Source organism: Pseudomonas reactans, from assembly GCF_013385825.1.
GTDB lineage: Bacteria > Pseudomonadota > Gammaproteobacteria > Pseudomonadales > Pseudomonadaceae > Aquipseudomonas > Aquipseudomonas reactans.
This window is the reverse complement of the sequence record NZ_JACAPG010000008.1, coordinates 315,794-340,889: the sequence shown is the minus strand read 5'-3', so window position 1 is coordinate 340,889 and position 25,096 is coordinate 315,794. Positions and strand designations below refer to the sequence as shown.

Genomic DNA, 25,096 nt, shown 5'->3' with positions numbered 1-25,096 from the left:
TTACAGGCTCAGAGTGTACCCGAACAACTTTTCAGACACATAGGGTCCACTTGTGACTGATCGGTATTTTTAAGTCACTACAGCGCAAATGCCTCCGCAGGCAGACTCATCAGGCATTCGCTGCCCGCTTCCACCGCAGCACGGTGGGTGGCGGTACGCGGTAGCAGGCGCTTGAAATAGAAGTCGCAGGTCGCGAGCTTGGCCTTGGAGAAATCCGAGTCCGGTTGCTCAAGGGCAGCCATCGCCATACGCAGCCACAGGTAGGCAAGGATCACGTAGCCGCTGTACATCAAGTAATCCACGGCCGCCGCACCGACTTCATCGGGGTTCTTCATCGCGGCCATGCCGACTTTAGTGGTCAGTTCGCCCCACTCCCCGTTCAGCTGGTTGAGCTGCGCCACATAGGCCTTGATCTGCGGGTGCTCGGCATTCGCCGCGCAGAACTTATGCACGATCTTGGTAAACCCACGCAGCAACTTGCCCTGGCTGCCCAACACTTTGCGCCCCAGCAGGTCGAGGGCCTGGATGCCGTTGGTGCCTTCATAGATCGGCGCAATCCGTGCGTCGCGGGCCAGTTGTTCCATGCCCCATTCGCGGATGTAGCCGTGGCCACCGAAGATCTGCATGCCGTGGTTGGTCACCTCAAGGCCAGTGTCGGTCATGAAGGCTTTGCAGATCGGCGTGAGGAACGCCAGCAGGTCTTCGGCGTCCTGACGCTGCGTGGCGTCGCGGCTCAGGTGCGCGGTGTCGAGCAACTGTGCGGTGAAGTAGGTCAGTGCGCGGTTGCCTTCGTTGAAGGCCTTCATGGTCAGCAGCATGCGGCGCACATCGGGGTGCACGATGATCGGGTCGGCGGCTTTATCCGGAGCCTTGGCGCCGGTCAACGAGCGCATCTGCAGGCGGTCGTTGGCGTATTTGATCGCGCCCTGGAAGCTCGCTTCGCCATTGCACAAGCCCTGCATGCCGGTGCCCAGGCGCGCGTGATTCATCATGGTGAACATGCAGTTGAGGCCTTTGTTCGCCTCGCCAATCAAAAAGCCCTTGGCGCCGTCGAAGTTCAACACGCAGGTGGCCGAACCCTTGATGCCCATCTTGTGTTCGATGGAGCCGCAGTGCACCGCGTTGCGCTCGCCCGAATCCGCATGGAACTTGGGCACGATAAACAGCGAGATGCCCTTGGTGCCCGCCGGTGCGTCCGGCAGTTTGGCCAGCACCAGGTGGATAATGTTGGCGCTCATGTCATGTTCGCCGGCCGAGATGAAGATCTTGCTGCCGGTGACCGCATAGCTGCCGTCCGCCTGGGGCACGGCGCGGGTCTTGATCAGGCCCAGGTCGGTTCCGCAATGGGCTTCGGTCAGGCACATGGTGCCGGTCCATTCGCCGGCGGTGAGTTTGGTGAGGAACGTGTCTTTCTGCACGGCGGTGCCGTGGGCATGGATCGCCGACATCGCGCCGTGGGTCAGCCCTGGGTACATGCCCCAGGAGGTGTTGCTGGAACCGATCATCTCGCTGAGCACCAGGCCCAGCGACGACGGCAAGCCCTGGCCGCCATAGGCCGGGTCTGCCGCCAGGCCGTGCCAGCCGCCTTCCACGTACTGGGCGAAGGCTTCCTTGAAACCCTTGGGCGTAGTGACCACGCCGTTGTCGAAATGACAGCCTTCTTCGTCGCCGCTGCGGTTGAGCGGTGCGAGCACGTTTTCGCAGAATTTGGCGCCTTCTTCAAGAATCGCGCTGACCATGTCCGGGCTGGCGTCGGTCACGCCCAACGCGGCGTAATGGCCGTGGAAATCAAACACGTTGTCGATCAGAAAACGCATGTCACGAAGGGGAGCTTTGTAGTCAGGCATGGCAATGTCTCCGTCAGCAGATGTTTCAACCTACTGCCGGGCATTGCCTCGGACAATCACTGTAGCGCTGCTGAATACAGCGCCATCACTCAACTGGCAGCGCCTTCCGTGCGCACTGCGCCACGACGGGTTTGCCCGGCCGCGACCACGCAGTTACGCCCGGCGCCTTTGGCGGCGTACAGCGCCTGGTCGGCGGATTTGAGCACTTCTTCGGGCGTGCGCTGCTCGGCCTGGCGCTCGGCCACGCCGATGCTGATGGTCACCGAAACGCTCGATGCACCGCTGCCCGCACGGCGCTGACGGCCCTGGTGGTCGTCCTGAGGGCGGTCGGCATTGCGCAGCTTGATATCGTAATCCGCGATGATCTCGCGGATCTCCTCCAGGTGCGGCAAGCACTCCTCGACCGTCTTGCCGGCGAACACCACGGCGAACTCTTCACCACCGTAGCGATAAGCCCGCCCGCCGCCGTTGACCTTGGACAACTTGCTCGCCACCAGTCGCAGCACCTGGTCACCGACATCATGGCCGTGGGTGTCGTTGAAGCGCTTGAAGTGATCGACGTCGCTCATCGCCAACACATAGTTGCGCCCCAGCCTCTGCATGCGCTCGTTCAGCGCGCGGCGCCCTGGCAAGCCGGTGAGTTCATCGCGAAAGGCCATTTGATAAGCCTCGTGGGCCACGCCGGCGGCGATCATCAGCATCACCTGGCTGCACATGATGTTCAGGGTAAACGGCAAGATGAAAGTCTGCGGCAACATCCAGAATAGGCCCAGCAGGCCCACCAGTTGCGCCGCGTGCAGCGGGCGCGGCTGGTACCAGTACTGTGCCGCAAGGGTCAGGAAACCGATCAGGAACATCGGATACGACAGCTGGATCAGGCTCATCCAACTGCCATGCAGCGCCGGCCAGCGAATTTCCGCCAACCAGTTCAGCACGGCTTGGGGATAACTCTGCTCCAGCGCCAGCGCCACGCTGCCCACCGCCAGCAGCACCGCGCCACGGGCGACGAAGTCGCGGAACAGGTGGGTCTTTTCCTGCCATAGCGCGTAGATGCTGAACAACAACGGCAACAGCAGGCAACACAAATGAAACACCACAGCCGCGTCTTCGCGCACGCGACCGTTGTCGCGGTAGAAGTCGGTCTGGGTATCCAGCAGGAAGTAGGCGATGTACACCGTGATCATCAGGAACAGTTCGCGCTGACGACGATACACCGCGCAATACGAACCGCCGAGCAACAGCACCAGGGTCGGCAACACATTGAACAGTGACGTGAAGAAGACGTTGAGGTCCTTGACATACGCAGCCGAGAGCCCGGCCAGCAAGAGCAGCAACGAAGGTAAAAAATGACTGAAACGTACAGCAGACACGCGCGACAAGGGTAAAACTCCGACCCGCAAAAAGATGATGGCACTGTGCCCTTACGCCGACAGTTAAGCACAACCTGGCACGCATGTATCACATTGCCATCACTGTAACGGCAGGCTTCGCCAATCCCTGAGCTTTTTGTTGCAACGCTTTCTGTAGGAGCGGGCTTGCCCGCGAAGGTCGTCAACGATGACGGGGGGCGCCTGAATAAACGCGGTGCTTGTGGTTTTTTCGCGAGCAAGCTCGCTCCTACAGAGAAACGAAAAAACCGCCGCTCCCGTGAAGGAGCGGCGGCTCTTGAAGTGAACCCGGTAAGGCTTAGTAAGCCAGGCCGAAGTCTTCTTCTTTCATGTCCATCAGGTTGTTTGCGCCCGACAGCATGGTGGCTTTATGGGCCAGGGTACGCGGCAGGATGCGCTGGAAGTAGAAGCGCGCAGTCTGCAGCTTGGCGGTGTAGAACGCCTCTTCGGTGGTGCCGGCAGCCAGTTTTTCGGCAGCCAGGCGCGCCATGTCGGCCCAGAAGTAAGCCAGGCACGCGTAACCGGAGTACATCAGGTAGTCCACCGAGGCGGCACCCACTTCTTCGCGGTCTTTCATCGCGGCCATGCCGACCTTCATGGTCAACTCGCCCCACTCTTTGTTCAGTGCAGCCAGCGGAGCAACGAACTCTTTGACGGCTTCGTTACCTTCGTTGGCCTGGCAGAACTTGTGCACGATCTTGGTGAAGCCCTTGAGCGCTTCGCCTTGGGTCATCAGCACTTTACGGCCCAGCAGGTCGAGGGCCTGGATACCGGTGGTGCCTTCGTACAGCATCGAAATACGGCTGTCGCGAACGTTCTGCTCCATGCCCCACTCGGCGATGAAGCCGTGGCCGCCGTAGATCTGTACGCCGTGGTTGGCAGACTCGAAGCCGACTTCGGTCATGAACGCCTTGGCGATCGGAGTCATGAAGGCCAGCAGGCCGTCGGCCTGTTTCTTGGCTTCGTCGTCGGTGCCGTATTTGACGATGTCCACTTGCTTGGCGGTGAAGTACACCATCGCACGGTTGCCTTCGGCGAAGGCTTTCATGGTCAGCAGCATGCGGCGCACGTCAGGGTGCACGATGATCGGGTCGGCGGCTTTGTCCGGCGCTTTCGGGCCAGTCAGGGAGCGCATTTGCAGGCGATCGCGAGCGTACTTCAGGCCGCCTTGGAAGCCGATTTCGGCGTGGGACAGACCTTGCAGCGCGGTACCCAGGCGAGCGGTGTTCATAAAGGTGAACATGCAGTTCAGGCCTTTGTTCGCCGGGCCGATCAGGAAACCGGTCGCCGCGTCAAAGTTCATCACGCAGGTGGCGTTGCCGTGGATGCCCATCTTGTGTTCAAGGGATCCACAGGTCACGGCGTTGCGCGCGCCAATCGAACCGTCGGCGTTCGGCAGGAACTTCGGCACGATGAACAGCGAGATACCTTTGGTGCCAGCCGGTGCGTCCGGCAGGCGGGCCAGTACGATGTGTACGATGTTATCGGCCATGTCGTGTTCACCGGCCGAGATGAAGATCTTGGTGCCGGAGACTTTGTAGGAACCGTCAGCCTGAGGCTCGGCCTTGGTGCGCAGCATGCCCAGGTCGGTGCCGCAGTGTGGCTCGGTCAGGCACATGGTGCCGGTCCATTCGCCCGACACCAGTTTGGTCAGGTAAGCCTCTTGCTGCTCGGGAGTACCGTGCTCGGAGATGGTGTTCATCGCACCGTGGGACAGGCCCGGGTACATGCCCCACGACCAGTTGGCGGCGCCGACCATTTCGCTCACGGCAAGGCCCAGGGATTCCGGCAGGCCTTGGCCGCCGTGCTCCACGTCGTGGGCCAGGCTTGGCCAGCCGCCTTCGACGAATTGTTTATAGGCTTCTTTGAAACCGGTTGGGGTTTTAACGCCCGACTCACTCCAGGTGCAGCCTTCGATGTCGCCCACGCGGTTCAGCGGTGCCAGCACTTGCTCACAAAACTTGGCGCCCTCTTCAAGGATGGCGTCAACCATGTCTGGGGTAGCGTCCTGGCAAGCCGGCAGGCTCTGATAGTGCGCTTCATAGCCAAGCAGTTCGTCACGAACGAAGCGAATATCACGCAAGGGGGCCTTGTAGTCAGGCATAGCGATAAACCTCTGCTGATGTATCTGGAATGAACAACCGCGTGGAATTGTTGTGGCGGTCAAACAGGTGTTTGAAACATACGTTTACCACCTGGGGATGTCAAGCGTCGTCCGGATGCCGTTTGTCATGACGTGAATCAAAGGCGCGCACGGCGACGCCTGCGGCGGGGTGCCACAGTGAGATTAGGAGAAATAGAGAACTTTGTAGGAGCCGGCTTGCCGGCGATCGCGGTGAGTCTGGCGCACCGCGTTGCAAGGATCGCCGGCAAGCCGGCTCCTACAGGGGGGATTAAGCGTAGGTGTCGATAAGGGTGCCGAGCATTTCATCCGAAGCCTTGGCGACTTTGGCGCCGAGCTCCACTTGGAACTTGCCTTGGGCCATTTCGACCATGTTGCTGGCCGAGTTGGACGGCTGGGCGCGGTCGTTGGCTTGCAGGCGGTCGCTTTGCGCATCCGAGGGCTGGGTCGTCGCGGCGCTGGCAATTTTACCGGCAGCCTGGTCGACACGGTTCTGCCCAGTCTGAATGCTGCTCAGGCCCGAGTAAAACGCGCTGCTTCCAGAGATTTCCATGGCGTAAGCCTGCCTTTAGAGAATCGTGAACCGTGATTGAAGCAGAGTCGCCCGCAAAACGCCCGTCAAAAACACTAATGGCATAATGCCTTGGCGATAGCCAAAATCAGTCAAGCAGGTCCAACTGCAAGTACTCCGCCACGGCTTCAGCCCCTGCATGCTTGAGTTTCGGCACGCGTCCCAGGCACGGTGCAGGCAGCCGCTCGGCCAGGGTGGCGAGGTTCTCTTCCAGACGAGAGGTCTTGGGGTCGATGATATTCGCCACCCACCCGGCCAGTTGCAAACCGTCACGGGCGATGGCTTCGGCGGTGAGTAAGGCATGGCTGATGCATCCCAGGCGCACGCCCACCACCAGGATCACCGGCAGCTTGAGCGCCATGGCCAAATCCGACAGGTTCGCCTGATCAGCCAGTGGCACCCGCCACCCGCCTGCACCCTCGATCAAGGTGAAATCCGCTTCTCGCGCCAGAATCTGCTGCATGGGTTTGAGCAAGGATTGCACCGTCAGAGAGACGCCCGCCTCCCGCGCCGCCAGATGCGGCGCGATGGCCGGCTCGAACGCCACCGGATTGACCTCGGCGTACGTCAGGGGCAACGAGCATTCGGCCAACAACGCCAGTGCATCGGCGTTGCGCAAGCCTTTGGGCGTGACTTGGCAGCCGGAAGCCACGGGTTTGCCGGCGGCGGTGCTTCTGCCCGCTTGCCGGGCTGCGTGCAACAGGCCGGCGGCGACGGTGGTCTTGCCGACATCGGTGTCGGTGCCGGTGATGAAGTAGGCGGCGTTCATAGAGGTTTCTCCAGTACGGCATACACCACTTGGTAAGTCGCCGGCAGGCCCTGGGCCTGGCGGAACCGCTCATACGCCTGCACCAGTGCAACAATCCGCGCGCGCCCCGTCAACCCTCCCGGCCGGCCGGGGTTGAGGTTATGCGCACCCAGGGCCTTCAATTCATGGGTGAGGCTGCGCACGTCCGGGTAATGCAGCACATGGGCGCGGCGCTCCAGGCTCACCACCCGCAGGCCGCTGGCCGCGCACAGTTGTTGATAAGCCTCGAACGTACGGAAGCGGTTGACGTGAACCAGGCCATCCGCCGCGCGCCAGCTTTCGCGCAGCTCTTCCAGGGTGCCCACACACAGGCTGGCAAAAGCGAGCGTGCCTCCCGGTTGCAACACGCGATAGGCCTCGCTGAGCACCGCCTCAAAGTTTGCACACCACTGTACGGCGAGGGAGGAGAAGATTAGCTCCACGCTGTCAGTTTTAAGCGGCAAGCGCTCGGCATCGCTAGCGACGAAGTGCTGCGCGCCACCCAATGGGCGTGCGTGATTGAGCATGCCTTCGGCGATGTCCAGTGCAATGCCTTGGCTGGCAGGCAAACGTTCGGCCAGCACGCGGCTGAAATAACCAGTGCCGCAGCCCATATCCAGCCAGCGCTGCGGCGCGATGTCAGCCGGCAAGCGTGCCAGCAATTGGCTGCCCACCGACCGCTGCAACTCGGCAACGCTGTCGTAACTGGCGGCTGCACGAGAAAAGGATGCCGCTACCTGGCGTTTGTCGGGCAACGCGCCTGGCAGCGGGGCGTGGGATAAATCAGTCATCGACGCACTCATGCAAAAAAGCCTGGATGGCCCCCGCGACACCGTGGGGGTCTTCCAGAAGAAAAGCGTGGCCGGCCTGTTCAATCAAGCCGATTTCAACATCAGGCAGCAGTGCCAGCAGGTCGCTCGCAGCTTCGGCAGGCACCAATCCATCCAGCCCGGCGAACAGGTGCAACTGCGGGCCACGATATGCCAGCAAGGCTTCACGGGTGTCGAGTTGGGCGAGCAGTTCGAGGCCGGGCATCAGCACAGTGGATGGGGTATTGGGTGCGCCGCTGACCAGCAAGCGCGACAATCCACGCGGGTCTTCGGCGCCTTTGGCGCACAGCAAACCGAAGCGCTTGAGGGTCACTTGGGAGTCGGCATGGCAACCGGCGAGAAACGCATCGAAGGTCTCGGCGGGCATCGCGCTGGGCCAACCTTCATGGGCGACGAAACACGGATTGCTCGCCAGCGTCAGCAGGCCGCAACAACGTTCGCCACGCCGCGCCGCCAGCTCCGAAGCCAGCATGCCACCCAAGGACCAACCGCCTAGCCAGGTATTGTCCGGCAGCGTGGCGTCGAGTTCGTCGAGCCATTCCTGCAGGTGGCTGGAATCCAACGCGGGCAAGGGCTCGATCTGCACCTGCAGGTGTTCATCCAGACCTTGCAATGCAGCGGCCAACGGCTCCAGCGGTGATACACCGAGGCCCCAGCCGGGCAGCAATATCAGTCGATTACGCATGGTCGGGCTCCGAACGGCTTAAAACGCGGAAACACGCTTCCAATGCGTTTAACAATAGCTGCACCTGCGCCTCGGTGTGGGCCGCCGTCAACGTCACTCGCAAACGCGCACTGCCGGTCGGCACGGTCGGTGGGCGGATCGCCGTCACCATCAGGCCGCGCTCGCGCAGCATTTGCGACAGGCGCAAGGCCTTGGCGCTGTCGCCGATCAGGATCGGCTGGATCGGCGTGAAGCTGTCCATCAGGTCCAGACCGAGCTGCTCGGCGCCCTGGCGGAACTGACGGATCAGGCCGTTGAGGTGCTCACGCCGCCAATGCTCGGTGCGCAACAGCTCCAGGCTTTTCAAGGTGGCGCAGGCCAGGGCCGGCGGTTGGCTGGTGGTGTAGATGTACGGGCGCGCGAACTGGATCAGGCTTTCGATCAGCGCTTCACTGCCCGCCACAAAAGCGCCGGCCGTGCCGAACGCCTTGCCAAGGGTGCCAACCAGTACCGGCACGTCCTCCTGGCTCAGACCGAAGTGCTCGACGATACCGCCGCCGTTGGCGCCCAATGGGCCAAAACCATGGGCATCATCCACCATCAACCAGGCGCCTTTGGCCTTGGTTTCACGGGCCAGCGCGGGCAGGTCGGCCAGGTCACCGTCCATGCTGAACACGCCATCGGTGACCACCAGGGTATTGCCGGTGGCTTTCTCCAGGCGCTTGGCCAGGCTCGCGGCGTCGTTATGCAGGTAGCGATTGAAACGCGCCCCCGACAGCAGCCCCGCATCCAGCAACGAGGCATGGTTGAGTCGGTCTTCCAGCACCGTATCGCCCTGCCCCACCAACGCCGTGACCGCACCGAGGTTGGCCATGTAGCCGGTGGTAAACAGCAGCGCACGCGGACGACCGGTGAGGTCGGCCAAGGCTTCTTCCAGCTCATGGTGCGGCGTCGCATGCCCGACCACCAGATGCGAAGCACCGCCACCCACGCCCCAGCGGGACGCACCGGCGCGCCAAGCCTCGATCACTTGCGGGTGATTGGCCAGGCCCAGGTAATCGTTATTGCAGAACGCCAGCAGCGGCCGGCCGTCCACCACTACTTCCGGGCCTTGGGGGCTGTCGAGCAGTGGGCGTTGGCGATAAAGGTGTTCGGCACGGCGGGCAGCGAGGCGCGCGGCGAGATCGAAGGACATCCCTCACACCACAGCGTTATAGAACTGCTCGCTGCTCTTCTGCTCCACCAACGCCTGCTCGATCGCCGCCTGGTGCACTTCATCCGCGTGTTCTTCACGGGCTTCCGGCAGGATGCCCAGGCGCGAGAACAGTTGCATGTCCTTGTCCGCCTGCGGGTTGGCGGTGGTCAGCAGTTTGTCACCGTAGAAGATCGAATTGGCGCCGGCGAAGAACGCCAGGGCCTGCATCTGCTCGTTCATCGCTTCACGACCGGCCGACAGCCGCACATGGGACTGCGGCATCAGGATGCGCGCCACGGCGAGCATGCGGATGAAGTCGAACGGGTCGATGTCTTCGGCGTTTTCCAGCGGCGTACCGGCCACCTTCACCAGCATGTTGATCGGCACCGACTCCGGATGTTCCGGCAGGTTGGCCAGTTGGATCAGCAAGTTGGCGCGGTCATCGAGGGACTCGCCCATGCCGAGGATGCCACCGGAGCAGATCTTCATCCCCGAATCCCGCACGTAGGCCAGGGTTTGCAGGCGTTCGCTGTAGGTACGGGTGGTGATGATGCTGCCGTAGAACTCCGGCGACGTATCCAGGTTGTGGTTGTAATAGTCGAGGCCGGCCTGGGCCAGGGCTTCGGTCTGGTCCTGATCGAGGCGACCGAGGGTCATGCAGGTTTCCAGGCCCATGGCCTTCACGCCTTTGACCATCTGCAGCACGTAGGGCATGTCTTTGGCCGACGGGTGCTTCCAGGCGGCGCCCATGCAGAAGCGGGTCGAGCCGATGGCTTTGGCGCGGGCAGCCTCTTCGAGGACCTTCTGCACTTCCATCAGCTTCTCTTTTTCCAGGCCAGTGTTGTAGTGGCCCGACTGCGGACAATATTTGCAATCTTCTGGGCAGGCGCCGGTTTTGATCGAGAGCAGCGTCGACACTTGTACACGGTTGGCGTCGAAATGCGCGCGGTGCACGGTCTGCGCCTGGAACAGCAGGTCATTGAACGGCTGCACGAACAGCGCTTTGACTTCGGCGAGGGACCAATCGTGACGCAAGGTGGCGGTGGTGCTGGCGCTCATGGGCGATTCCTTGATTATGCTTTGGCAAGCGCTGCGGGAAGGGCAATACCCACAGGCACGACACGGATGCTCGGCATATTTAAGGAAGATTCATGCACTGTCAACCTGACCACAAACACAAGGTTTACATCTGGCTAAAAAACACTCAAATCTGTTTAATCTGCGATGAGGCAACGGAATCAGCCGACTCTGTGTGCAACGTCTGCGAAACCGAGCTGCCGTGGCTGATAGAACACTGCACCCTGTGCGCCCTGCCCCTGCCGATGGAGGGCTTGATCTGCGGCCAATGCCAGAAACATCCGCCGGCCTTTAAACAGGTGATTGCGCCCTGGACCTACAGCTTTCCGATCGACAGCCTGATCAGCCGCTTCAAGCACCAGGCACGCTGGCCCCTTGGGCAAATGCTCGCGAAGCTTTTGGCGCAACACCTGCAACACCGCTTCGACAACACCGGACTCACGCGCCCCGACTGCCTGCTGCCGGTGCCGATGGCGCGCAAGCGACTGCGCGAACGCGGCTATAACCAGGCCTTGATGCTGGCGCGCTGGCTCAGCGGCGACTTAAACATCCCCTACGATGAACATCTGCTGTTACGCCCCCATGAAACCGTGGCCCAGCAAGCCCTTGACGCCAAGACGCGCAAACGCAACCTGCTCGGCGCTTTCGCCCTGGCGCCCGACGCACAGGTGCAAGGCCGTCACTTTGCACTGGTGGACGACGTACTCACCACCGGCGCTACCGCCCACAGCCTGGCGCGGTTGTTGATGCATGCCGGGGCGCTGCAGGTCGATGTGTACTGCCTGGCCCGCACGCCCAAACCGGGCAGTTGACTTGACTCCGTCCCACCTTGGCCGCAACGTTCAGTCCATCACATCGAAGCGTATCCCCATGTCTCTGCCAACGTCCCTCAGCCAACACATCATCCGCCGTCCCCAGCGCATTGCCTTGCTGGCGCACATCGCCGAGCAGGGTTCCATCACCCGCGCGGCAAAAAGTGCCGGCTTGAGTTACAAGGCGGCGTGGGATGCCATCGACGAGTTGAACAACCTGGCGCAAAAACCGCTGGTGGAACGCAGCGTCGGCGGCAAGGGCGGCGGCGGTGCCAAGCTGACGGCAGAAGGCGAGCGCGTGCTGCGCCTTTACCAACGCCTGCAAGTACTGCAGGCCGAAGTGCTGGGCTCGGACGAAGCCGCCAGCGATTTCAACCTGCTCGGCCGCCTGATGCTGCGCACCAGCGCGCGTAATCAACTGCATGGTCAGGTCGTCGCCATCGAACAGCATGGCCGCAATGATCTGATCCGCCTGCAACTGGCCGGCGGGCTGACCCTGGCTGCACAGATTACCCATGACAGCACGCAGCGGCTGGAGCTGGAAACCAGCGTGGAAGTGGTCGCACTGATCAAGGCCGGCTGGCTGGAATTGCTGGCACCCGAGGCTCCCGCAACAACTGGACACAATTGCATGAGCGGCATCGTCGACGCCGTTCTCGACGCCGAGGACGGGCCCAGCGAAGTGCGCGTCACCCTGCCCAACGGCCAGGTTTTATGCGCCCTGGCGCAGCCCGCCACGCTCAAGGCGCTGCGCGTGACCGAAGGCAAAGCGATCCAGGTGCAATTTGCGCCGAGCAATGTGCTGCTCGGCACGCCGGTGTAAGCGGCCCGCTATTTAAACTGCAACAATTTCGTCACGCCCGCTCCTTATGGTGTCTGCAAAAACCGCAGGGAGCCTGAGATGAGCCTATTAGAAGAAAACCAAGCCACCGACCTTGAACAAATGGTCCGCCTCACCCGTCGCCGCTTTATCGGCGCTGGTGCCCTGTGTGGCGCCGCGATGTTCCTGGGTGGCAACCTGCTGACCCGCAGCGCCCTCGCCGTCAACGCCGCCAGCGCCAGCCCGTTGCTGGGGTTCACCAGCATCGCCGCCGCCACCAGCGACGCAATCACTCTGCCGCCGGGCTATAGCGCTTCGGTGCTGATCAGCTGGGGCCAGCCGCTGAGCAAGAACGCGCCGGCCTTCGACCCGTCCGGCAACGGCACGGCCAAGGCCCAGGAACAGCAGTTCGGCGACAATAACGACGGCATGAGCCTGTTTGCCTTTCCCGGCGACGACAACCGCGCGCTGATGGCGATCAACAACGAATACACCAACTACCGCTACCTCTTCGCCCACGGTGGCGCGCCGCAATCGGCCGAAGACGTGCACAAGGCCCAGGCCAGCGAAGGCGTGTCGGTGATCGAAGTGCGGCGCAAGGGCGACACCTGGCAGTTCGTGCAGGACTCGCGCTACAACCGCCGCATCCACGGCAATTCGCCGATCCGACTCAGCGGCCCCGCCGCCGGCCACGACTGGCTCAAAACCAGCGCCGACAAATCCGGCAAAAAAGCCCTGGGCACCTTCCAGAACTGCGCCAACGGCAAGACGCCATGGGGCACTTATCTGACGTGTGAAGAGAACTTCACCGACTGCTTCGGCAGCAGCAACCCACAACAGACCTTCGATGCCGGGCAGAAACGCTATGGCGTGGTCGCCGCCAGCAAGGACATCAACTGGCACCAGCACGACCCTCGTTTCGATATGGCGAAGAACCCCAACGAACTCAACCGTCACGGCTGGGTCGTGGAAATCGACCCGTTCGACCCGCAATCCACCCCGGCCAAGCGCACCGCGCTGGGCCGCTTCAAGCATGAAAACGCCGCCCTGGCGGAAACCCGCGACGGCCGCGCCGTGGTGTACATGGGCGACGATGAGCGCGGCGAGTTCATCTACAAGTTCGTCAGCCGCGACAAGATCAACCACAAAAATCCAAAGGCCAACAAAGACCTGCTTGACCACGGCACCTTGTATGTCGCGATCTTCGACGCGGGCGATGGCAACGCCGACCACCCCAAGGGCAAAGGCCAATGGGTCGAGTTGACCCACGGCAAAAACGGCATCGATGCCAGCACCGGCTTCGCCAACCAGGCCGAAGTGCTGATCCACGCGCGCCTCGCCGCCAGCGTGGTGAAAGCCACCCGCATGGACCGCCCGGAATGGATCGTGGTCAGCCCCACCGACGGCCAGGTCTATTGCACCCTGACCAACAACGTCAAGCGCGGTGAAGACGGCCAACCGGTCGGCGGCCCCAACCCGCGTGAGAAAAACGTCTACGGCCAGATCCTGCGCTGGAAGGCCGACGCCGATAACCACGGCGCCACGGAATTCAGCTGGGACCTGTTTGTGGTGGCCGGCAACCCGGGCGTGCACGCCGGCACGCCCAAAGGTGGCTCGTCAAACATCAACCCGCAGAACATGTTCAACAGTCCAGACGGGTTGGGCTTCGACAAGGCCGGGCGCCTGTGGATTCTTACGGATGGGGACTACAGCAACGCGGGTGACTTCGCCGGCATGGGCAACAATCAAATGCTCTGCGCCGACCCTTCCACCGGAGAAATCCGCCGCTTCATGGTAGGACCGGTGGCCTGTGAAGTGACGGGCATCAGTTTCTCGCCGGATCAGAAGACGCTGTTTGTGGGGATCCAGCACCCAGGCGAAACCGGCGGCTCGACCTGGCCGGAGCATCTGCCGAATGGCAAGCCGCGGTCGTCGGTGATGGCGATTCGGCGGGATGATGGCGGCATCGTCGGCGCCTGATAGACCACAGTCCCTGTAGGAGCGGGCTTGCCCGCGAAAAACGTCAACGAAAACGCGCAAAGCCTGACGCCCCGAGGCGCGCTCAGGTTTTTCGCGAGCAAGCTCGCTCCTACAGGGTTACCATACCCGGCCGGACGCGGCGCCCTGCTGCGCGCAGGAGTTCGCATGGCCCACCCGTTTGAAACACTCACACCCGACCTGGTGCTCGACGCTGTCGAAAGCATCGGTTTCCTCAGCGATGCTCGCGTCCTGGCGCTCAACAGCTACGAAAACCGCGTCTATCAAGTGGGCATCGAAGACTCGGAACCGCTGATCGCCAAGTTCTATCGGCCGCAGCGCTGGACCAACGAGGCGATCCTCGAAGAACACCGCTTCACCTTCGAGCTGGCCGAATGCGAAGTGCCGGTGGTCGCGCCACTGATCCACAACGGCGAAAGCCTGTTCGAGCACGCCGGTTTCCGCTTCACCTTGTTCCCCCGCCGTGGCGGCCGTGCGCCGGAGCCGGGCAATCTCGATCAACTGTATCGCCTTGGGCAATTGCTCGGCCGTTTGCATGCGGTGGGCTCCACCCGCCCGTTCGAACACCGCGAAGCCTTGGGCGTGAAGAACTTCGGCCACGACTCCCTCACCACATTGCTGGAAGGCAATTTCATCCCCAAGAGTCTGCTGCCGGCCTACGAGTCCGTGGCGCGCGACCTGCTCAAGCGTGTGGAAGAGGTGTACAAGGCCACGCCGCACAAAAACATCCGCATGCACGGCGATTGCCACCCCGGCAACATGATGTGCCGTGACGAGATGTTCCACATCGTCGACCTCGATGACTGCCGCATGGGCCCGGCGGTGCAGGACCTGTGGATGATGCTCGCCGGTGATCGTCAAGAATGTCTGGGGCAGTTGTCGGAATTGATGGACGGCTACCAGGAATTCCATGACTTCGACCCGCGTGAACTGGCGCTGATCGAACCCCTGCGCGCCTTGCGCCTGATGCACTACAGCGCTTGGCTGGCACGGCGCTGGGACGATCCGGCGTTCCCCCACAGCTTTCCATGGTTTGGCAGCGAGCGTTATTGGGGCGATCAGGTGTTGGCGTTGCGTGAGCAATTGGCCGCCTTGAATGAAGAGCCATTGAAGCTGTTTTGACGGACAAATATCCTTACAATCGCGCTTTGTTAGCTGCCTAAGCAAGGATTCTGCAATGCAAGCCGCCAACCCCCGCAAGGGGTACATCCTAGGCCTGAGTGCCTATGTCATCTGGGGTCTGTTCCCGCTCTACTTCAAAGCCATCGCCAGCGTTCCTGCCGCCGAAATCATTGTGCACCGCGTGTTGTGGTCGGCGCTGTTCGGCGGTTTGCTGTTGATGGTGTGGAAGCACCCCGGTTGGTTCCGCGAATTGCGCGACAACCCCAAGCGCCTGGCGATCCTGGCCCTCAGCGGTTCGTTGATCGCGGCTAACTGGCTGACCTATGTGTGGTCGGTGAACACTGGGCGCATGCTGGAGGCGAGCCTGGGTTACTACATCAACCCGTTGGTGAACGTGGTGCTGGGTATGCTGATCCTGGGTGAACGCCTGCGGCGCTTGCAGTGGGTCGCCGTCGGCCTGGCAGCGGTGGGTGTGGCGCAACAGGTGTGGCAGGTCGGCAGCTTGCCGTGGGTGTCGCTGGTGCTGGCGTTGACCTTCGGTTTCTACGGGCTGATTCGCAAGCAGGCGCCGGTCAAGGCGCTGCCGGGGCTGGTGGTGGAAACCTGGATGCTGGTGCCGATTGCGATTGCCTGGCTGCTGTTCAACCCGACCGCCCATAGCGCGCAGATGGCATTCTGGAGTACGTCCGAAGCCTGGTGGCTGGTGGCGGCCGGCCCGGTGACGCTGATCCCGCTGGTGTGTTTCAACGCCGCCGCACGGCATTTGCCCTACACCGCGCTGGGCTTTTTGCAGTACGTCGCACCGACCCTGGTGTTGCTGGAAGCCGTGCTGCTGTTCGGCGAACACCTGGCACCCAGCACCCTGACCGCCTTCGCCTTCATCTGGGCGGGCCTGGTGGTGTACAGCGTGGATATCTGGCTCAGCGCGCGCAAACGCTGATCAAATAACGTACAAACCTCTGCAAGCCACAGCGGGTGTGGCTTGCAGACATCCACCCCAAGGTTATCCACAACCTGATCCCCGCCATTTGTGCACAAGCTTTTGAATTTGCTCGTTTTTTGCTCAATCAGCGAAGAACCCCGGCCGGCGTGGGCTGGCGAGGGGTCTCTACAGGTTATCCACAGGCCCATGCAAGATTTCCATGCATAACCCTGTGGGCAGATTATTCCTCGTGGTGCAGTTCCACCATCAAGTCATCGGCCAGGGTTTCCAGGGACAGCTGCAAGGTGTCCAGGGATAACGCGGTCGGCACCTGCAACAGCGCCTCGGCAGTGAACAACGGATCGCCGCTCATGGGGGCTGGGCGCACATCGGTGCTCAGGCTCTCCAGGTTGACGCCCTGCTTGCTCAGCAGCGCGGTGATCTCGCGCACAATGCCCGCACGGTCATTGCCCACCAGCGTCATCATGATCGACTTGGACGCCGAGGCCTGCCCGCTGCTGCCCTCGCCCACCAGCACGCGAATGCCGTGGGTGGATAAATCCTCCAGCGCCCCAACCAATGCCTGACGGTTCTCTGTAGGCACGCCAACCCGCAGGATCCCGGCAAACTGCCCGGCCATGTGCGCCATGCGGCTTTCCAGCCAGTTGCCACCGTGGGCGGCGATGTTCTGCGCGATGCGCTCGACCAGGCCGGGTTTGTCGGCGGCGATAATTGTGAGTACAAGATGGTCCATGGCAACGCCCTCTGGTGCATGACCTGTAGGAGCGAGCTTGCTCGCGAAATACGTCAACGATGATGCAGCTCTTTCAGACAGCTCGCGTCGCCTATGCGTTTTTCGCGAGCAAGCTCGCTCCTACAAGGTGGACGCAGCTGCGTTTAAAAACAAATCGTGTACCATTTTTATATTTATCTGGAACAATCTAATAGTTTTTTGAGAACATCCGGTTCTCCGCTGTGACCGTACGACCAAAGTGGGTCGCTAAACGACGTATTTAGTCTAATTTTCACAACCGCAAGTCATCATGTAGTATGCGCAACCTGGCACTACATAATGAAAATCTAAAAAGCGCTTAAGCTGTGCAGAGTGAGGCAAGCAATGACTGAACACGTTCAAGTCGGTGGCCTGCAGGTCGCCAAAGTCCTGTTCGACTTCGTGAACAACGAAGCCATTCCCGGCACCGGCATCACTGCCGACCAGTTCTGGGCCGGTGCCGACAAGGTCATCCACGACCTGGCACCGAAGAACAAAGCCCTACTCGCCAAACGCGACGATTTCCAAGCGCGGATCGATACCTGGCACCAGACTCATGCCGGCCAGGCGCACGACCCGGTGGCCTACAAAGCCTTCCTGCAAGACATTGGATACCTGCTGCCAGAAGCCGCGGATTTCCAGGCCACGACCCAAAACGTCGATGACGAGATCGCCCGCATGGCCGGCCCACAGCTGGTGGTGCCGGTGATGAACGCCCGCTTCGCCCTCAACGCCTCGAATGCGCGCTGGGGCTCGCTGTACGACGCGCTGTATGGCACCGACGCCATCAGCGAAGCCGACGGTGCCGAAAAGGGCCAGGGCTACAACAAAGTGCGTGGCGACAAGGTCATCGCCTTCGCCCGCGCCTTCCTCGATGAGGCCGCACCGCTCAGCGCTGGCAGCCACGTCGATTCCACCGGCTACAAGATCGTCGACGGCACGCTGATCGTCAGCCTCAAGGGCGGCAGCAACAGCGGCCTGCGCGACGACGCACAGTTGATCGGTTTCCAAGGCCCTGCGGCTGAGCCGATTGCGATCCTGCTGAAACATAATGGCCTGCACTTCGAAATCCAGATCGACGCCAGCACCCCGGTCGGCCAGACCGACGCCGCCGGCGTGAAAGACGTGCTGATGGAAGCCGCGCTAACCACCATCATGGACTGCGAAGACTCCGTCGCCGCCGTCGATGCCGACGACAAAGTGGTGATCTACCGCAACTGGCTCGGCCTGATGAAGGGCGACCTGGCCGAAGAAGTGGCCAAGGGCGGCAAGACCTTTACTCGCACCATGAACGCCGACCGCGTTTATACCTGCGTGGACGGTCAAGACGTGACGCTGCACGGTCGTTCGCTGTTGTTCGTGCGCAACGTGGGTCACCTGATGACCATCGATGCGATCCTCGACAAAGACGGCAACGAAGTGCCGGAAGGCATCCTCGACGGCCTGGTCACCAGCCTCGCCGCGACCCACAGCCTCAACGGCAACAACAGCCGCAAGAACAGCCGCACCGGTTCGGTGTACATCGTTAAGCCGAAGATGCACGGCCCGGAAGAAGCCGCGTTCACCAACGAGTTGTTTGGCCGCATCGAAGACGTGCTGAACCTGCCGCGTAACACGCTGAAAGTCGGGATCATGGACGAGGAGCGCCGCACCACGGTGAACCTCAAGGCGTGTATCAAGGCGGCCAGCGAGCGCGTGGTGTTTATCAACACTGGCTTCCTCGACCGCACCGGCGATGAAATCCACACCTCCATGGAAGCCGGCGCGATGGTGCGCAAGGCGGCGATGAAGGCGGAAAAATGGATCGGCGCCTACGAAAACTGGAACGTCGATATCGGTTTGAGCACTGGCCTGCAAGGTCGCGCGCAGATCGGTAAAGGCATGTGGGCCATGCCCGACCTGATGGCGGCGATGCTCGAACAGAAAATCGCCCACCCACTGGCCGGTGCCAACACCGCTTGGGTGCCATCGCCGACCGCGGCTGCGCTGCACACGTTGCACTACCACAAGGTTGATGTATTCGCCCGTCAGGCCGAGTTGGCCAAGCGCGAGCGTGCATCGGTGGACGACATCCTGACCATTCCTCTGGCCAGCAACACCGATTGGTCCGACGAAGAGATCCGCAACGAACTGGACAACAACGCTCAGGGCATCCTGGGTTATGTCGTCCGCTGGATTGATCAAGGCGTCGGCTGCTCGAAAGTGCCAGATATCAACGATGTGGGCCTGATGGAAGACCGCGCCACCCTGCGCATCTCCAGCCAGCACATCGCCAACTGGCTACGCCACGGCATCGTCAACGAAGCCCAGGTGATGGAAAGCCTCAAGCGCATGGCGCCGGTGGTGGACCGTCAAAACGCTGGTGATAAGTTGTACCGTCCATTGGCTCCCGACTTCGACAGCAACATCGCGTTCCAGGCAGCGGTGGAGTTGGTGATTGAAGGGACTAAGCAGCCTAACGGCTACACCGAGCCGGTGTTGCACCGTCGGCGTCGGGAGTTCAAGGCTAAAAACGGCCTGTAAGTAGCGATAAATAAAAAGCCCTGATTCAATGATCAGGGCTTTTTCACAACTCAGCGATTATCGGGAAACTTATATGAGAACGTTCCGGAAAACGTGATGACATCATCACCAGCAACTATCTTTATGTGCTTGATAGTCCCTTTGATAATGCCGTACGCATCGTTGAAGTACTCAAGATTGACATCCATTTCCCCCGATTGCTGCCCAGAATAGCCTTTGATGCCTAAATAAAAGACAAGATTCGTAAGGTCTTTAGCATCGTAATGGTTATCGCCTTCCTCCAACCCCCCGGGGTATCGCCAGCCCACAGCGACATCTGCCCCCCCTGATATCAATGTTTGACTGAACCCTCCAGAAACCTTCGCCGTTTTAAAAGAATCAACCTGACCATTAACCGTGTAATTAATTTCGGCGTCAGCTTTTTGGTTTTTAACGTTGGCGTGAGCGTCCTGGAAGTCCTTGCGCGTGAATGGCGCGTTTGAATCATTCATCGTGAACTCCTGTTCAAGCTTGGAGCCCTGACTCAGCGCTCCCGAGGCCAGTAAACACTCGTGATTCCAAGCTGACTACTGTCAGAGTTGACAGTTCTTCCACGGTACCGACCAACTGCCCTTACTGCGCCATCCCCAACTCCCGCTTCACCATCTTCGCCAACTTCACGCTATCAATTGGCTTCAGCAAAAAATCCACCACGCTCAAATGCATCGCATCAATCACGTCCGGCGCTTCCGCGTCCCCCGACATGATGATGATCGGCAGTGCCGCACGCGTAGATTCACGCACTTGTCGGATCAGTTCCAGGCCATTGCTGGGCGCCATGCGCAGGTCGGTGATCAGCAAACCGATGGAACTGCTCGACTTCAACAAATCCCACGCCGCCTCACCACTGTCGGCGGTCATGCAGCGAATACCGTCCAGCCCCAGGATTTCCGCCAGCAGTTCGCGTGCGTCCTTGTCGTCGTCAACAATCAACACGCGTTGTGGCGGTAAATCAGGCTCCAGCATCACGGCGCTCAGCGCCTCGCGCTCGGCATCACTCAAAATATCGTGGTCGGACATACGGTTCTCAGCAGTTCTCATCAATCTCCCAGCACACTCGTCAGACATCTGCAGAAGGGCGATCAATGTGCACTTCGTCGGAAAGTTTGCCTAGTGGGCGTTCTACGGGTTTTGGACGATATTCATGTAAGGTTTTTCCCTAGGTTTGTACCCTTTGTATCGACCTAGACTTACGTCCAATGGGCACCCGCCGCGCAGGAGTCGACCATGAGGGACGATAACGACAAAAAATCTGCGGTCATTGTTATGAGTAAAGCTGATGCCTTCGCCCAGGCGGGGAAAACTGCTGTGTTGCAAAATATCCACGGCACCCTGCAGTTCCTGCAACGCTTCCCGCCGTTCAACCAGATGGAAAACGCCCACTTGGCGTTTTTGGTGGAGCAGTGCCAGTTACGCTTCTATGGCCCCGGCGACAGCATCCTCAAACCCTCGGGCGGGCCGGTCGAGCACTTTTATATCGTCAAGCAGGGCCGTGTGGTCGGCGAACGGCCGGACAGCGCCGAAACCACCTTCGAAATCACCACCGGCGAGTGCTTTCCCCTCGCTGCGCTGTTGGGCGAACGGGCAACCCGCACCGAGCACAAGGCCGCCGAAGACACCTTCTGCCTGCAATTGAACAAACCGGCGTTCATCAAGCTGTTCGCGCTCTCCAGCCCTTTTCGCGATTTTGCCCTGCGGGGCGTCAGCAGCCTGTTGGACCAGGTGAATCAGCAGGTGCAGCAAAAAGCGGTGGAAACCCTCGGCACTCAATACTCCCTGAACACGCGGCTCGGCGAGTTGGCCATGCGCCATCCTGTCACGTGCAGCCCCGTCACGCCGCTGCGCGAAGCCGTCACGCTAATGCATGAGCAACAGGTCGGCAGCATCGTGATCGTGGATGAACACAAAGCGCCCCTGGGGATTTTCACCCTGCGCGACCTGCGCCAAGTGGTGGCCGATGGCACCAGCGATTTCAACCAGGGCATCGAAGGGTATATGACCCAGGCGCCCTTCTTCCTGACACCGGACCACAGCGCTTTCGACGCGGCAATCGCCATGACCGAGCGGCATATCGCCCACGTCTGCCTGGTCAAGGACCAGCGCCTGTGCGGCGTGGTGTCCGAGCGCGATCTGTTTTCCCTGCAACGGGTGGACCTGGTGCATCTGGCGCGCACCATCCGCAATGCGCCGAGGGTGGACAACCTGGTGGCGATTCGCGGCGAGATCGGCCAGTTGGTCGAACGCATGCTGGCCCATGGTGCCTCGTCCACTCAGATCACTCACATTATTACGCTGCTCAACGATCACACCGTGTGCCGGGTGATCGAACTGACCCTGGCCGAAAAAGGCGACCCCGGCGTGCCGTTCAGTTGGTTGTGCTTTGGCAGCGAAGGCCGCCGCGAGCAGACGCTGTACACCGATCAGGACAATGGCATTCTTTTCGACGCCAAGGATGCCGCCGAAGCGGCGGCTATCCGAAGCGTGCTGTTGCCGTTGGCCCAGCAGATCAACCAGAGCCTGGCCTTGTGTGGGTTCAGCCTGTGCAAAGGCAACATCATGGCCGGCAACCCGGAGCTGTGTTTGTCGCGAGCGGAATGGGCGCGGCGGTTTGCGGCGTTCATCCGCGAGGCGACGCCAGAGAATCTGCTGGGCTCCAGCATCTATTTCGATCTGCGGGTGGTGTGGGGCGATGAACGTGGCTGCGAGCAATTGCGCCAAGGCATTCTCGACCAAGTGGCGGACAACCGCTTGTTCCAACGCATGCTGGCCGAAAACGCGTTGCGCCAGCGGCCGCCTGTAGGGCGCTTCCGCGATTTTGTACTCACGCGTAAAGGCGGCGAAAAAGCCACGCTTGACCTCAAGGTGCAGGGCCTGACCCCTTTTGTCGACGGCGCGCGCCTGCTGGCCCTGGCCAATGGCATCCACGCCAACAACACCCTGGAGCGCCTGCGCCAACTCGTGGTCAAGGAAGTGATCGAGCCCCTGGACGGCGCTGCGTATGAAGAGGCCTACCACTTTATCCAGCAGACCCGCATGCAGCAGCACCAGCTGCAATCCCGCGAGAACCAGCCGTACTCCAACCGTGTCGACCCCGAGAGCCTCAACCATCTGGACCGGCGCATCCTGCGTGAATCCCTGCGCCAGGCCCAACGCCTGCAAAGCAGCCTGACGCTGCGGTATCAGCTGTGAGTTTGTTCAATTGGCTGCGTAAGAAAAGGCCGGGGCTCGACAACACGCAGCAACAGCGCCTGGCGCAACTGCGCGCACCTAGGCCACTGGGCAACGACACCCTGCGCAACCAGCGTTGGGTGGTGGTAGACCTGGAAACCAGCGGCCTTAACCTCAATCGTGACCAGGTGCTGTCCATCGGCGCGGTGGTGATCGAGGACGGTGCGGTGGATTTCTCGCAACTGTTCGAACGCACCTTGCACCGTGCCGAAACCAAGCTTAACCCCAGCGTATTGATCCACGGGCTCGGGCCCAGCGCGATTGCCGCTGGCAGCGACCCAGTGGAAGCGCTACTGGACTTCATGGCGTTTGTCGGTGACAGCCCATTGCTGGCCTTCCATGCGCCGTTCGATCAACACATGTTGTGCCGGGCCCTAAAGGACAGCCTGGGTTATCGCCTGGCTCATCCGTTTCTCGATGTTGCAGACATTGCCCCGCTGCTGTGCCCCGAGGCGCATATCCGTGAAGCCGGGTTGGACGATTGGATCAACCACTTCCATCTGCACGTAGGCGAGCGCCATCACGCCAGCGCCGATGCCCTGGCCACGGCGGAGCTGATGCTGATCCTGTTCAGCCGCGCACGCCAGCAACACATCGACGCGCCACAGGCATTACAAGAGCGCTTGAGCCAATGGAAACGGCGTCAACACGCGCCATCGTTTTAATGTCATCTCCCGACAGACGCCAATTGCGCCCACTCCACGGCTCTGACACAATCGCGAATAATTCTCGTTAGTTTAAACATCGCGTTTACCAGGTGATGCCTTGTCGTCGATCCAGAACCCACACAGTGAGCTTGTTGGCGCGTTGTATCGCGACCATCGTGGCTGGCTGCTGGCCTGGCTTCGACGCAACGTGGCCTGCCCGAGCCGCGCCGAAGACCTGAGCCAGGACACCTTCATGCGCCTGCTCGGCCGTGATGAGCTGCGCGAACCCCGCGAACCAAGGGCTTTCCTGGTGGCAATCGCCAAGGGCTTGCTGTTCGACTACTTCCGTCGCGCGGCCCTGGAACAGGCGTACCTCACTGAACTGATGCTGATCCCGGAAAGCGAACACCCGTCGCCGGAAGAACAGCAACTGATCCTCGAAGACCTCAAGGCCATCGACCGCCTGCTCGGCAAGTTGTCGAGCAAGGCCCGCGCCGCCTTCCTCTATAACCGCCTCGACGGCATGGGCCACGCCGAAATCGCCCAGCGCCTCGGCGTGTCGGTACCCCGCGTGCGCCAGTACCTGGCCCAGGGCATTCGCCAGTGCTACGTCGCGCTGTATGGCGAGCCGCTGTGACGGTGATCAGTTCCAAACCGGTCTCGGCCCGCGTGCTGGATGCGGCGATTGCCTGGCAGCTGTCCCTCGATTCGGGCGATGGCAGCGCAATTGAGCGTGAAGAATTCAATAAATGGCTGGCCGGCGACGAAGAACACGCCCGCGCCTGGCGCCAGTTGGGCATGCTCGACCAGCGTTTCAGTGTGGCCTCGGGCCCGGCGCGGGCGGCGTTGCTGCAATCGCGTGAAGGCATTCGCCAACGTGTGCGCAAGCTGGGCAGTGGCCTTGCAAGTATCGCGCTGGTGATTGGCCTGGCGCTGTTTGCCGGTGAACGCTATGTACCGATCCACTATTGGCTGGCCGACCAACGCACCGCCACTGGCGAGCAGCGCACGTTGAAGCTGGCGGACGGCACGCTGATCAACCTCAACACCCACAGCGCCATCGACGTGCGTTTTGATGAAAAACGCCGGCTGATCGTGTTGCAGGAGGGCGAAATCCTGGTCGAGACCGGCCACAACGACGCGCGCCCATTCTATGTGCAAACCCGCGACGGCAGCCTGCGGGCGCTGGGCACGCGGTTTATCGTCAAGCGCGAAGACGACGCCACGCGCTTGAGCGTGCTGCAATCGGCCGTGGCCGCCCAGCCCGAGGCGCTGCAGCAGGAACAGATCTTCAAGGAAGGCCAGCAAGTGCTGATGCGCAGCGATGGCCTTGGCCCTGCGCTTGCCGTTACCCCCGCCACCGACGCCTGGACCCGCGGCATGCTGGTGGTCGACAACGCGCGCCTGGGTGATGTGGTTGCGGAACTCAGCCGTTACCGCACCGGTTACCTGGGTGTGGATAAAAACGTGGCTGACCTGCGCATCACCGGCAGCTTCCCGTTGCACGACACCACGCTGGCGCTCAATGCACTGCTGCCGACATTGCCGGTGCAGATCGAGCAGCATACGCCGTGGTGGGTCACGGTGAACGCCAAGGCGAAAAACACCGAATCACTTAGTGCGAAATGAATAGACCGTCATTTCGAACGCGTCTAAAAAACTGTAATCCCTCACAGGTTTCATCCGTACCGTAACGTCCTTCAATAGACATCCCTAGTTGTTCTATGAGGAT

Annotated in this window: 22 protein-coding genes; 10 read left to right on the top strand and 12 right to left on the bottom strand. The window is 61.2% G+C overall.

All coding sequences use genetic code 11. The features are described 5' to 3' along the window. Nucleotides 1-77 precede the first annotated feature (77 nt). From HX868_RS09880 to bioB, 9 genes are all read right to left on the bottom strand, one after another. A complete protein-coding gene (locus HX868_RS09880; protein WP_177002707.1) occupies nucleotides 78-1,847 on the bottom strand; it encodes an acyl-CoA dehydrogenase C-terminal domain-containing protein in 1,770 nt (589 codons plus the stop codon). Nucleotides 1,848-1,936: 89 nt separating this feature from the next. Beyond that, nucleotides 1,937-3,226, bottom strand: coding sequence for a GGDEF domain-containing protein (locus HX868_RS09875; RefSeq protein ID WP_177002706.1), 1,290 nt, complete (start codon nucleotides 3,224-3,226; stop codon nucleotides 1,937-1,939). Between the two features lie 307 nt (nucleotides 3,227-3,533). Beyond that, on the bottom strand, nucleotides 3,534-5,339 hold the full coding sequence (locus tag HX868_RS09870; RefSeq protein ID WP_016977848.1) for a phenylacyl-CoA dehydrogenase: 1,806 nt from the start codon (nucleotides 5,337-5,339) through the stop codon (nucleotides 3,534-3,536). Nucleotides 5,340-5,628: 289 nt separating this feature from the next. Beyond that, a complete protein-coding gene (locus tag HX868_RS09865; RefSeq protein ID WP_016977847.1) occupies nucleotides 5,629-5,910 on the bottom strand; it encodes a hypothetical protein in 282 nt (93 codons plus the stop codon). Between the two features lie 106 nt (nucleotides 5,911-6,016). After that, a complete protein-coding gene (gene bioD, locus HX868_RS09860) occupies nucleotides 6,017-6,697 on the bottom strand; it encodes a dethiobiotin synthase (RefSeq protein WP_177002705.1) in 681 nt (226 codons plus the stop codon). Next, nucleotides 6,694-7,506: a malonyl-ACP O-methyltransferase BioC gene (gene bioC, locus HX868_RS09855; protein ID WP_177002704.1), complete on the bottom strand. Its 813-nt coding sequence runs from the start codon at nucleotides 7,504-7,506 to the stop codon at nucleotides 6,694-6,696. Before bioC ends, bioD begins: the two co-directional genes overlap by 4 nt. After that, on the bottom strand, nucleotides 7,499-8,230 hold the full coding sequence (locus HX868_RS09850) for an alpha/beta fold hydrolase (RefSeq protein WP_177002703.1): 732 nt from the start codon (nucleotides 8,228-8,230) through the stop codon (nucleotides 7,499-7,501). The genes bioC and HX868_RS09850 overlap by 8 nt, the downstream gene beginning before the upstream one ends. Then, nucleotides 8,223-9,404, bottom strand: coding sequence for an 8-amino-7-oxononanoate synthase (bioF, locus tag HX868_RS09845; protein ID WP_177002702.1), 1,182 nt, complete (start codon nucleotides 9,402-9,404; stop codon nucleotides 8,223-8,225). Before bioF ends, HX868_RS09850 begins: the two co-directional genes overlap by 8 nt. A 3-nt stretch (nucleotides 9,405-9,407) precedes the next feature. After that, the gene (gene bioB, locus HX868_RS09840; RefSeq protein WP_016977842.1) at nucleotides 9,408-10,463 is read right to left on the bottom strand and encodes a biotin synthase BioB; all 1,056 of its coding nucleotides are present in this window, start codon (nucleotides 10,461-10,463) and stop codon (nucleotides 9,408-9,410) included. Between the two features lie 92 nt (nucleotides 10,464-10,555). Between bioB and HX868_RS09835 the strand changes: the two genes are divergently transcribed. The 5 genes from HX868_RS09835 to rarD all read left to right on the top strand — a co-directional run bounded on the left by HX868_RS09835 (nucleotide 10,556) and on the right by rarD (nucleotide 16,173). Beyond that, nucleotides 10,556-11,293 (top strand): ComFC family protein, encoded by a 738-nt coding sequence (locus tag HX868_RS09835; RefSeq protein WP_177002701.1) that lies wholly within the window; start codon nucleotides 10,556-10,558, stop codon nucleotides 11,291-11,293. Between the two features lie 58 nt (nucleotides 11,294-11,351). After that, complete coding sequence (locus tag HX868_RS09830; protein ID WP_177002700.1) at nucleotides 11,352-12,116, top strand: TOBE domain-containing protein; 765 nt, start codon at nucleotides 11,352-11,354, stop codon at nucleotides 12,114-12,116. Nucleotides 12,117-12,194: 78 nt separating this feature from the next. Continuing rightward, on the top strand, nucleotides 12,195-14,093 hold the full coding sequence (locus tag HX868_RS09825) for a PhoX family protein (RefSeq protein WP_177002699.1): 1,899 nt from the start codon (nucleotides 12,195-12,197) through the stop codon (nucleotides 14,091-14,093). Nucleotides 14,094-14,258: 165 nt separating this feature from the next. Next, nucleotides 14,259-15,233 carry a serine/threonine protein kinase gene (locus tag HX868_RS09820; RefSeq protein ID WP_016977838.1) on the top strand — a complete coding sequence of 325 codons (975 nt, stop codon included), beginning with the start codon at nucleotides 14,259-14,261 and terminating at the stop codon, nucleotides 15,231-15,233. Nucleotides 15,234-15,288: 55 nt separating this feature from the next. Continuing rightward, nucleotides 15,289-16,173, top strand: a complete 885-nt coding sequence (gene rarD / locus HX868_RS09815) for an EamA family transporter RarD (protein ID WP_126569551.1) — start codon at nucleotides 15,289-15,291, stop codon at nucleotides 16,171-16,173. 223 nt (nucleotides 16,174-16,396) lie between these two features. Here rarD and HX868_RS09810 read toward each other — a convergent pair whose 3' ends face one another. Further along, nucleotides 16,397-16,909 carry a glycine cleavage system transcriptional repressor gene (locus HX868_RS09810; RefSeq protein ID WP_095013772.1) on the bottom strand — a complete coding sequence of 171 codons (513 nt, stop codon included), beginning with the start codon at nucleotides 16,907-16,909 and terminating at the stop codon, nucleotides 16,397-16,399. A gap of 363 nt (nucleotides 16,910-17,272) precedes the next feature. On the opposite strand from HX868_RS09810, the gene HX868_RS09805 reads away from it, so the two are divergent. Then, nucleotides 17,273-19,450, top strand: coding sequence for a malate synthase G (locus HX868_RS09805; protein WP_177002698.1), 2,178 nt, complete (start codon nucleotides 17,273-17,275; stop codon nucleotides 19,448-19,450). Between the two features lie 50 nt (nucleotides 19,451-19,500). Here HX868_RS09805 and HX868_RS09800 read toward each other — a convergent pair whose 3' ends face one another. Together HX868_RS09800 and HX868_RS09795 are read right to left on the bottom strand one after the other, a co-directional pair. Beyond that, a complete protein-coding gene (locus HX868_RS09800; RefSeq protein ID WP_177002697.1) occupies nucleotides 19,501-19,941 on the bottom strand; it encodes a hypothetical protein in 441 nt (146 codons plus the stop codon). A 121-nt stretch (nucleotides 19,942-20,062) separates the two neighbouring features. Next, nucleotides 20,063-20,509, bottom strand: coding sequence for a response regulator (locus tag HX868_RS09795; protein WP_025857000.1), 447 nt, complete (start codon nucleotides 20,507-20,509; stop codon nucleotides 20,063-20,065). Between the two features lie 246 nt (nucleotides 20,510-20,755). Here HX868_RS09795 and HX868_RS09790 point away from each other — a divergent pair, with 246 nt between their 5' ends. The 4 genes from HX868_RS09790 (at nucleotide 20,756) to HX868_RS09775 (ending at nucleotide 24,993) form a co-directional block, all read left to right on the top strand. Further along, nucleotides 20,756-22,678 carry a putative nucleotidyltransferase substrate binding domain-containing protein gene (locus HX868_RS09790; RefSeq protein ID WP_177002696.1) on the top strand — a complete coding sequence of 641 codons (1,923 nt, stop codon included), beginning with the start codon at nucleotides 20,756-20,758 and terminating at the stop codon, nucleotides 22,676-22,678. Then, the gene (locus HX868_RS09785) at nucleotides 22,675-23,382 is read left to right on the top strand and encodes an exonuclease domain-containing protein (protein ID WP_177002695.1); all 708 of its coding nucleotides are present in this window, start codon (nucleotides 22,675-22,677) and stop codon (nucleotides 23,380-23,382) included. The genes HX868_RS09790 and HX868_RS09785 overlap by 4 nt, the downstream gene beginning before the upstream one ends. Nucleotides 23,383-23,482: 100 nt before the next feature. Continuing rightward, a complete protein-coding gene (locus tag HX868_RS09780) occupies nucleotides 23,483-24,001 on the top strand; it encodes an RNA polymerase sigma factor (RefSeq protein ID WP_095013776.1) in 519 nt (172 codons plus the stop codon). Continuing rightward, nucleotides 23,998-24,993: a FecR domain-containing protein gene (locus HX868_RS09775; protein WP_177002694.1), complete on the top strand. Its 996-nt coding sequence runs from the start codon at nucleotides 23,998-24,000 to the stop codon at nucleotides 24,991-24,993. Before HX868_RS09780 ends, HX868_RS09775 begins: the two co-directional genes overlap by 4 nt. Nucleotides 24,994-25,096 lie beyond the last annotated feature (103 nt).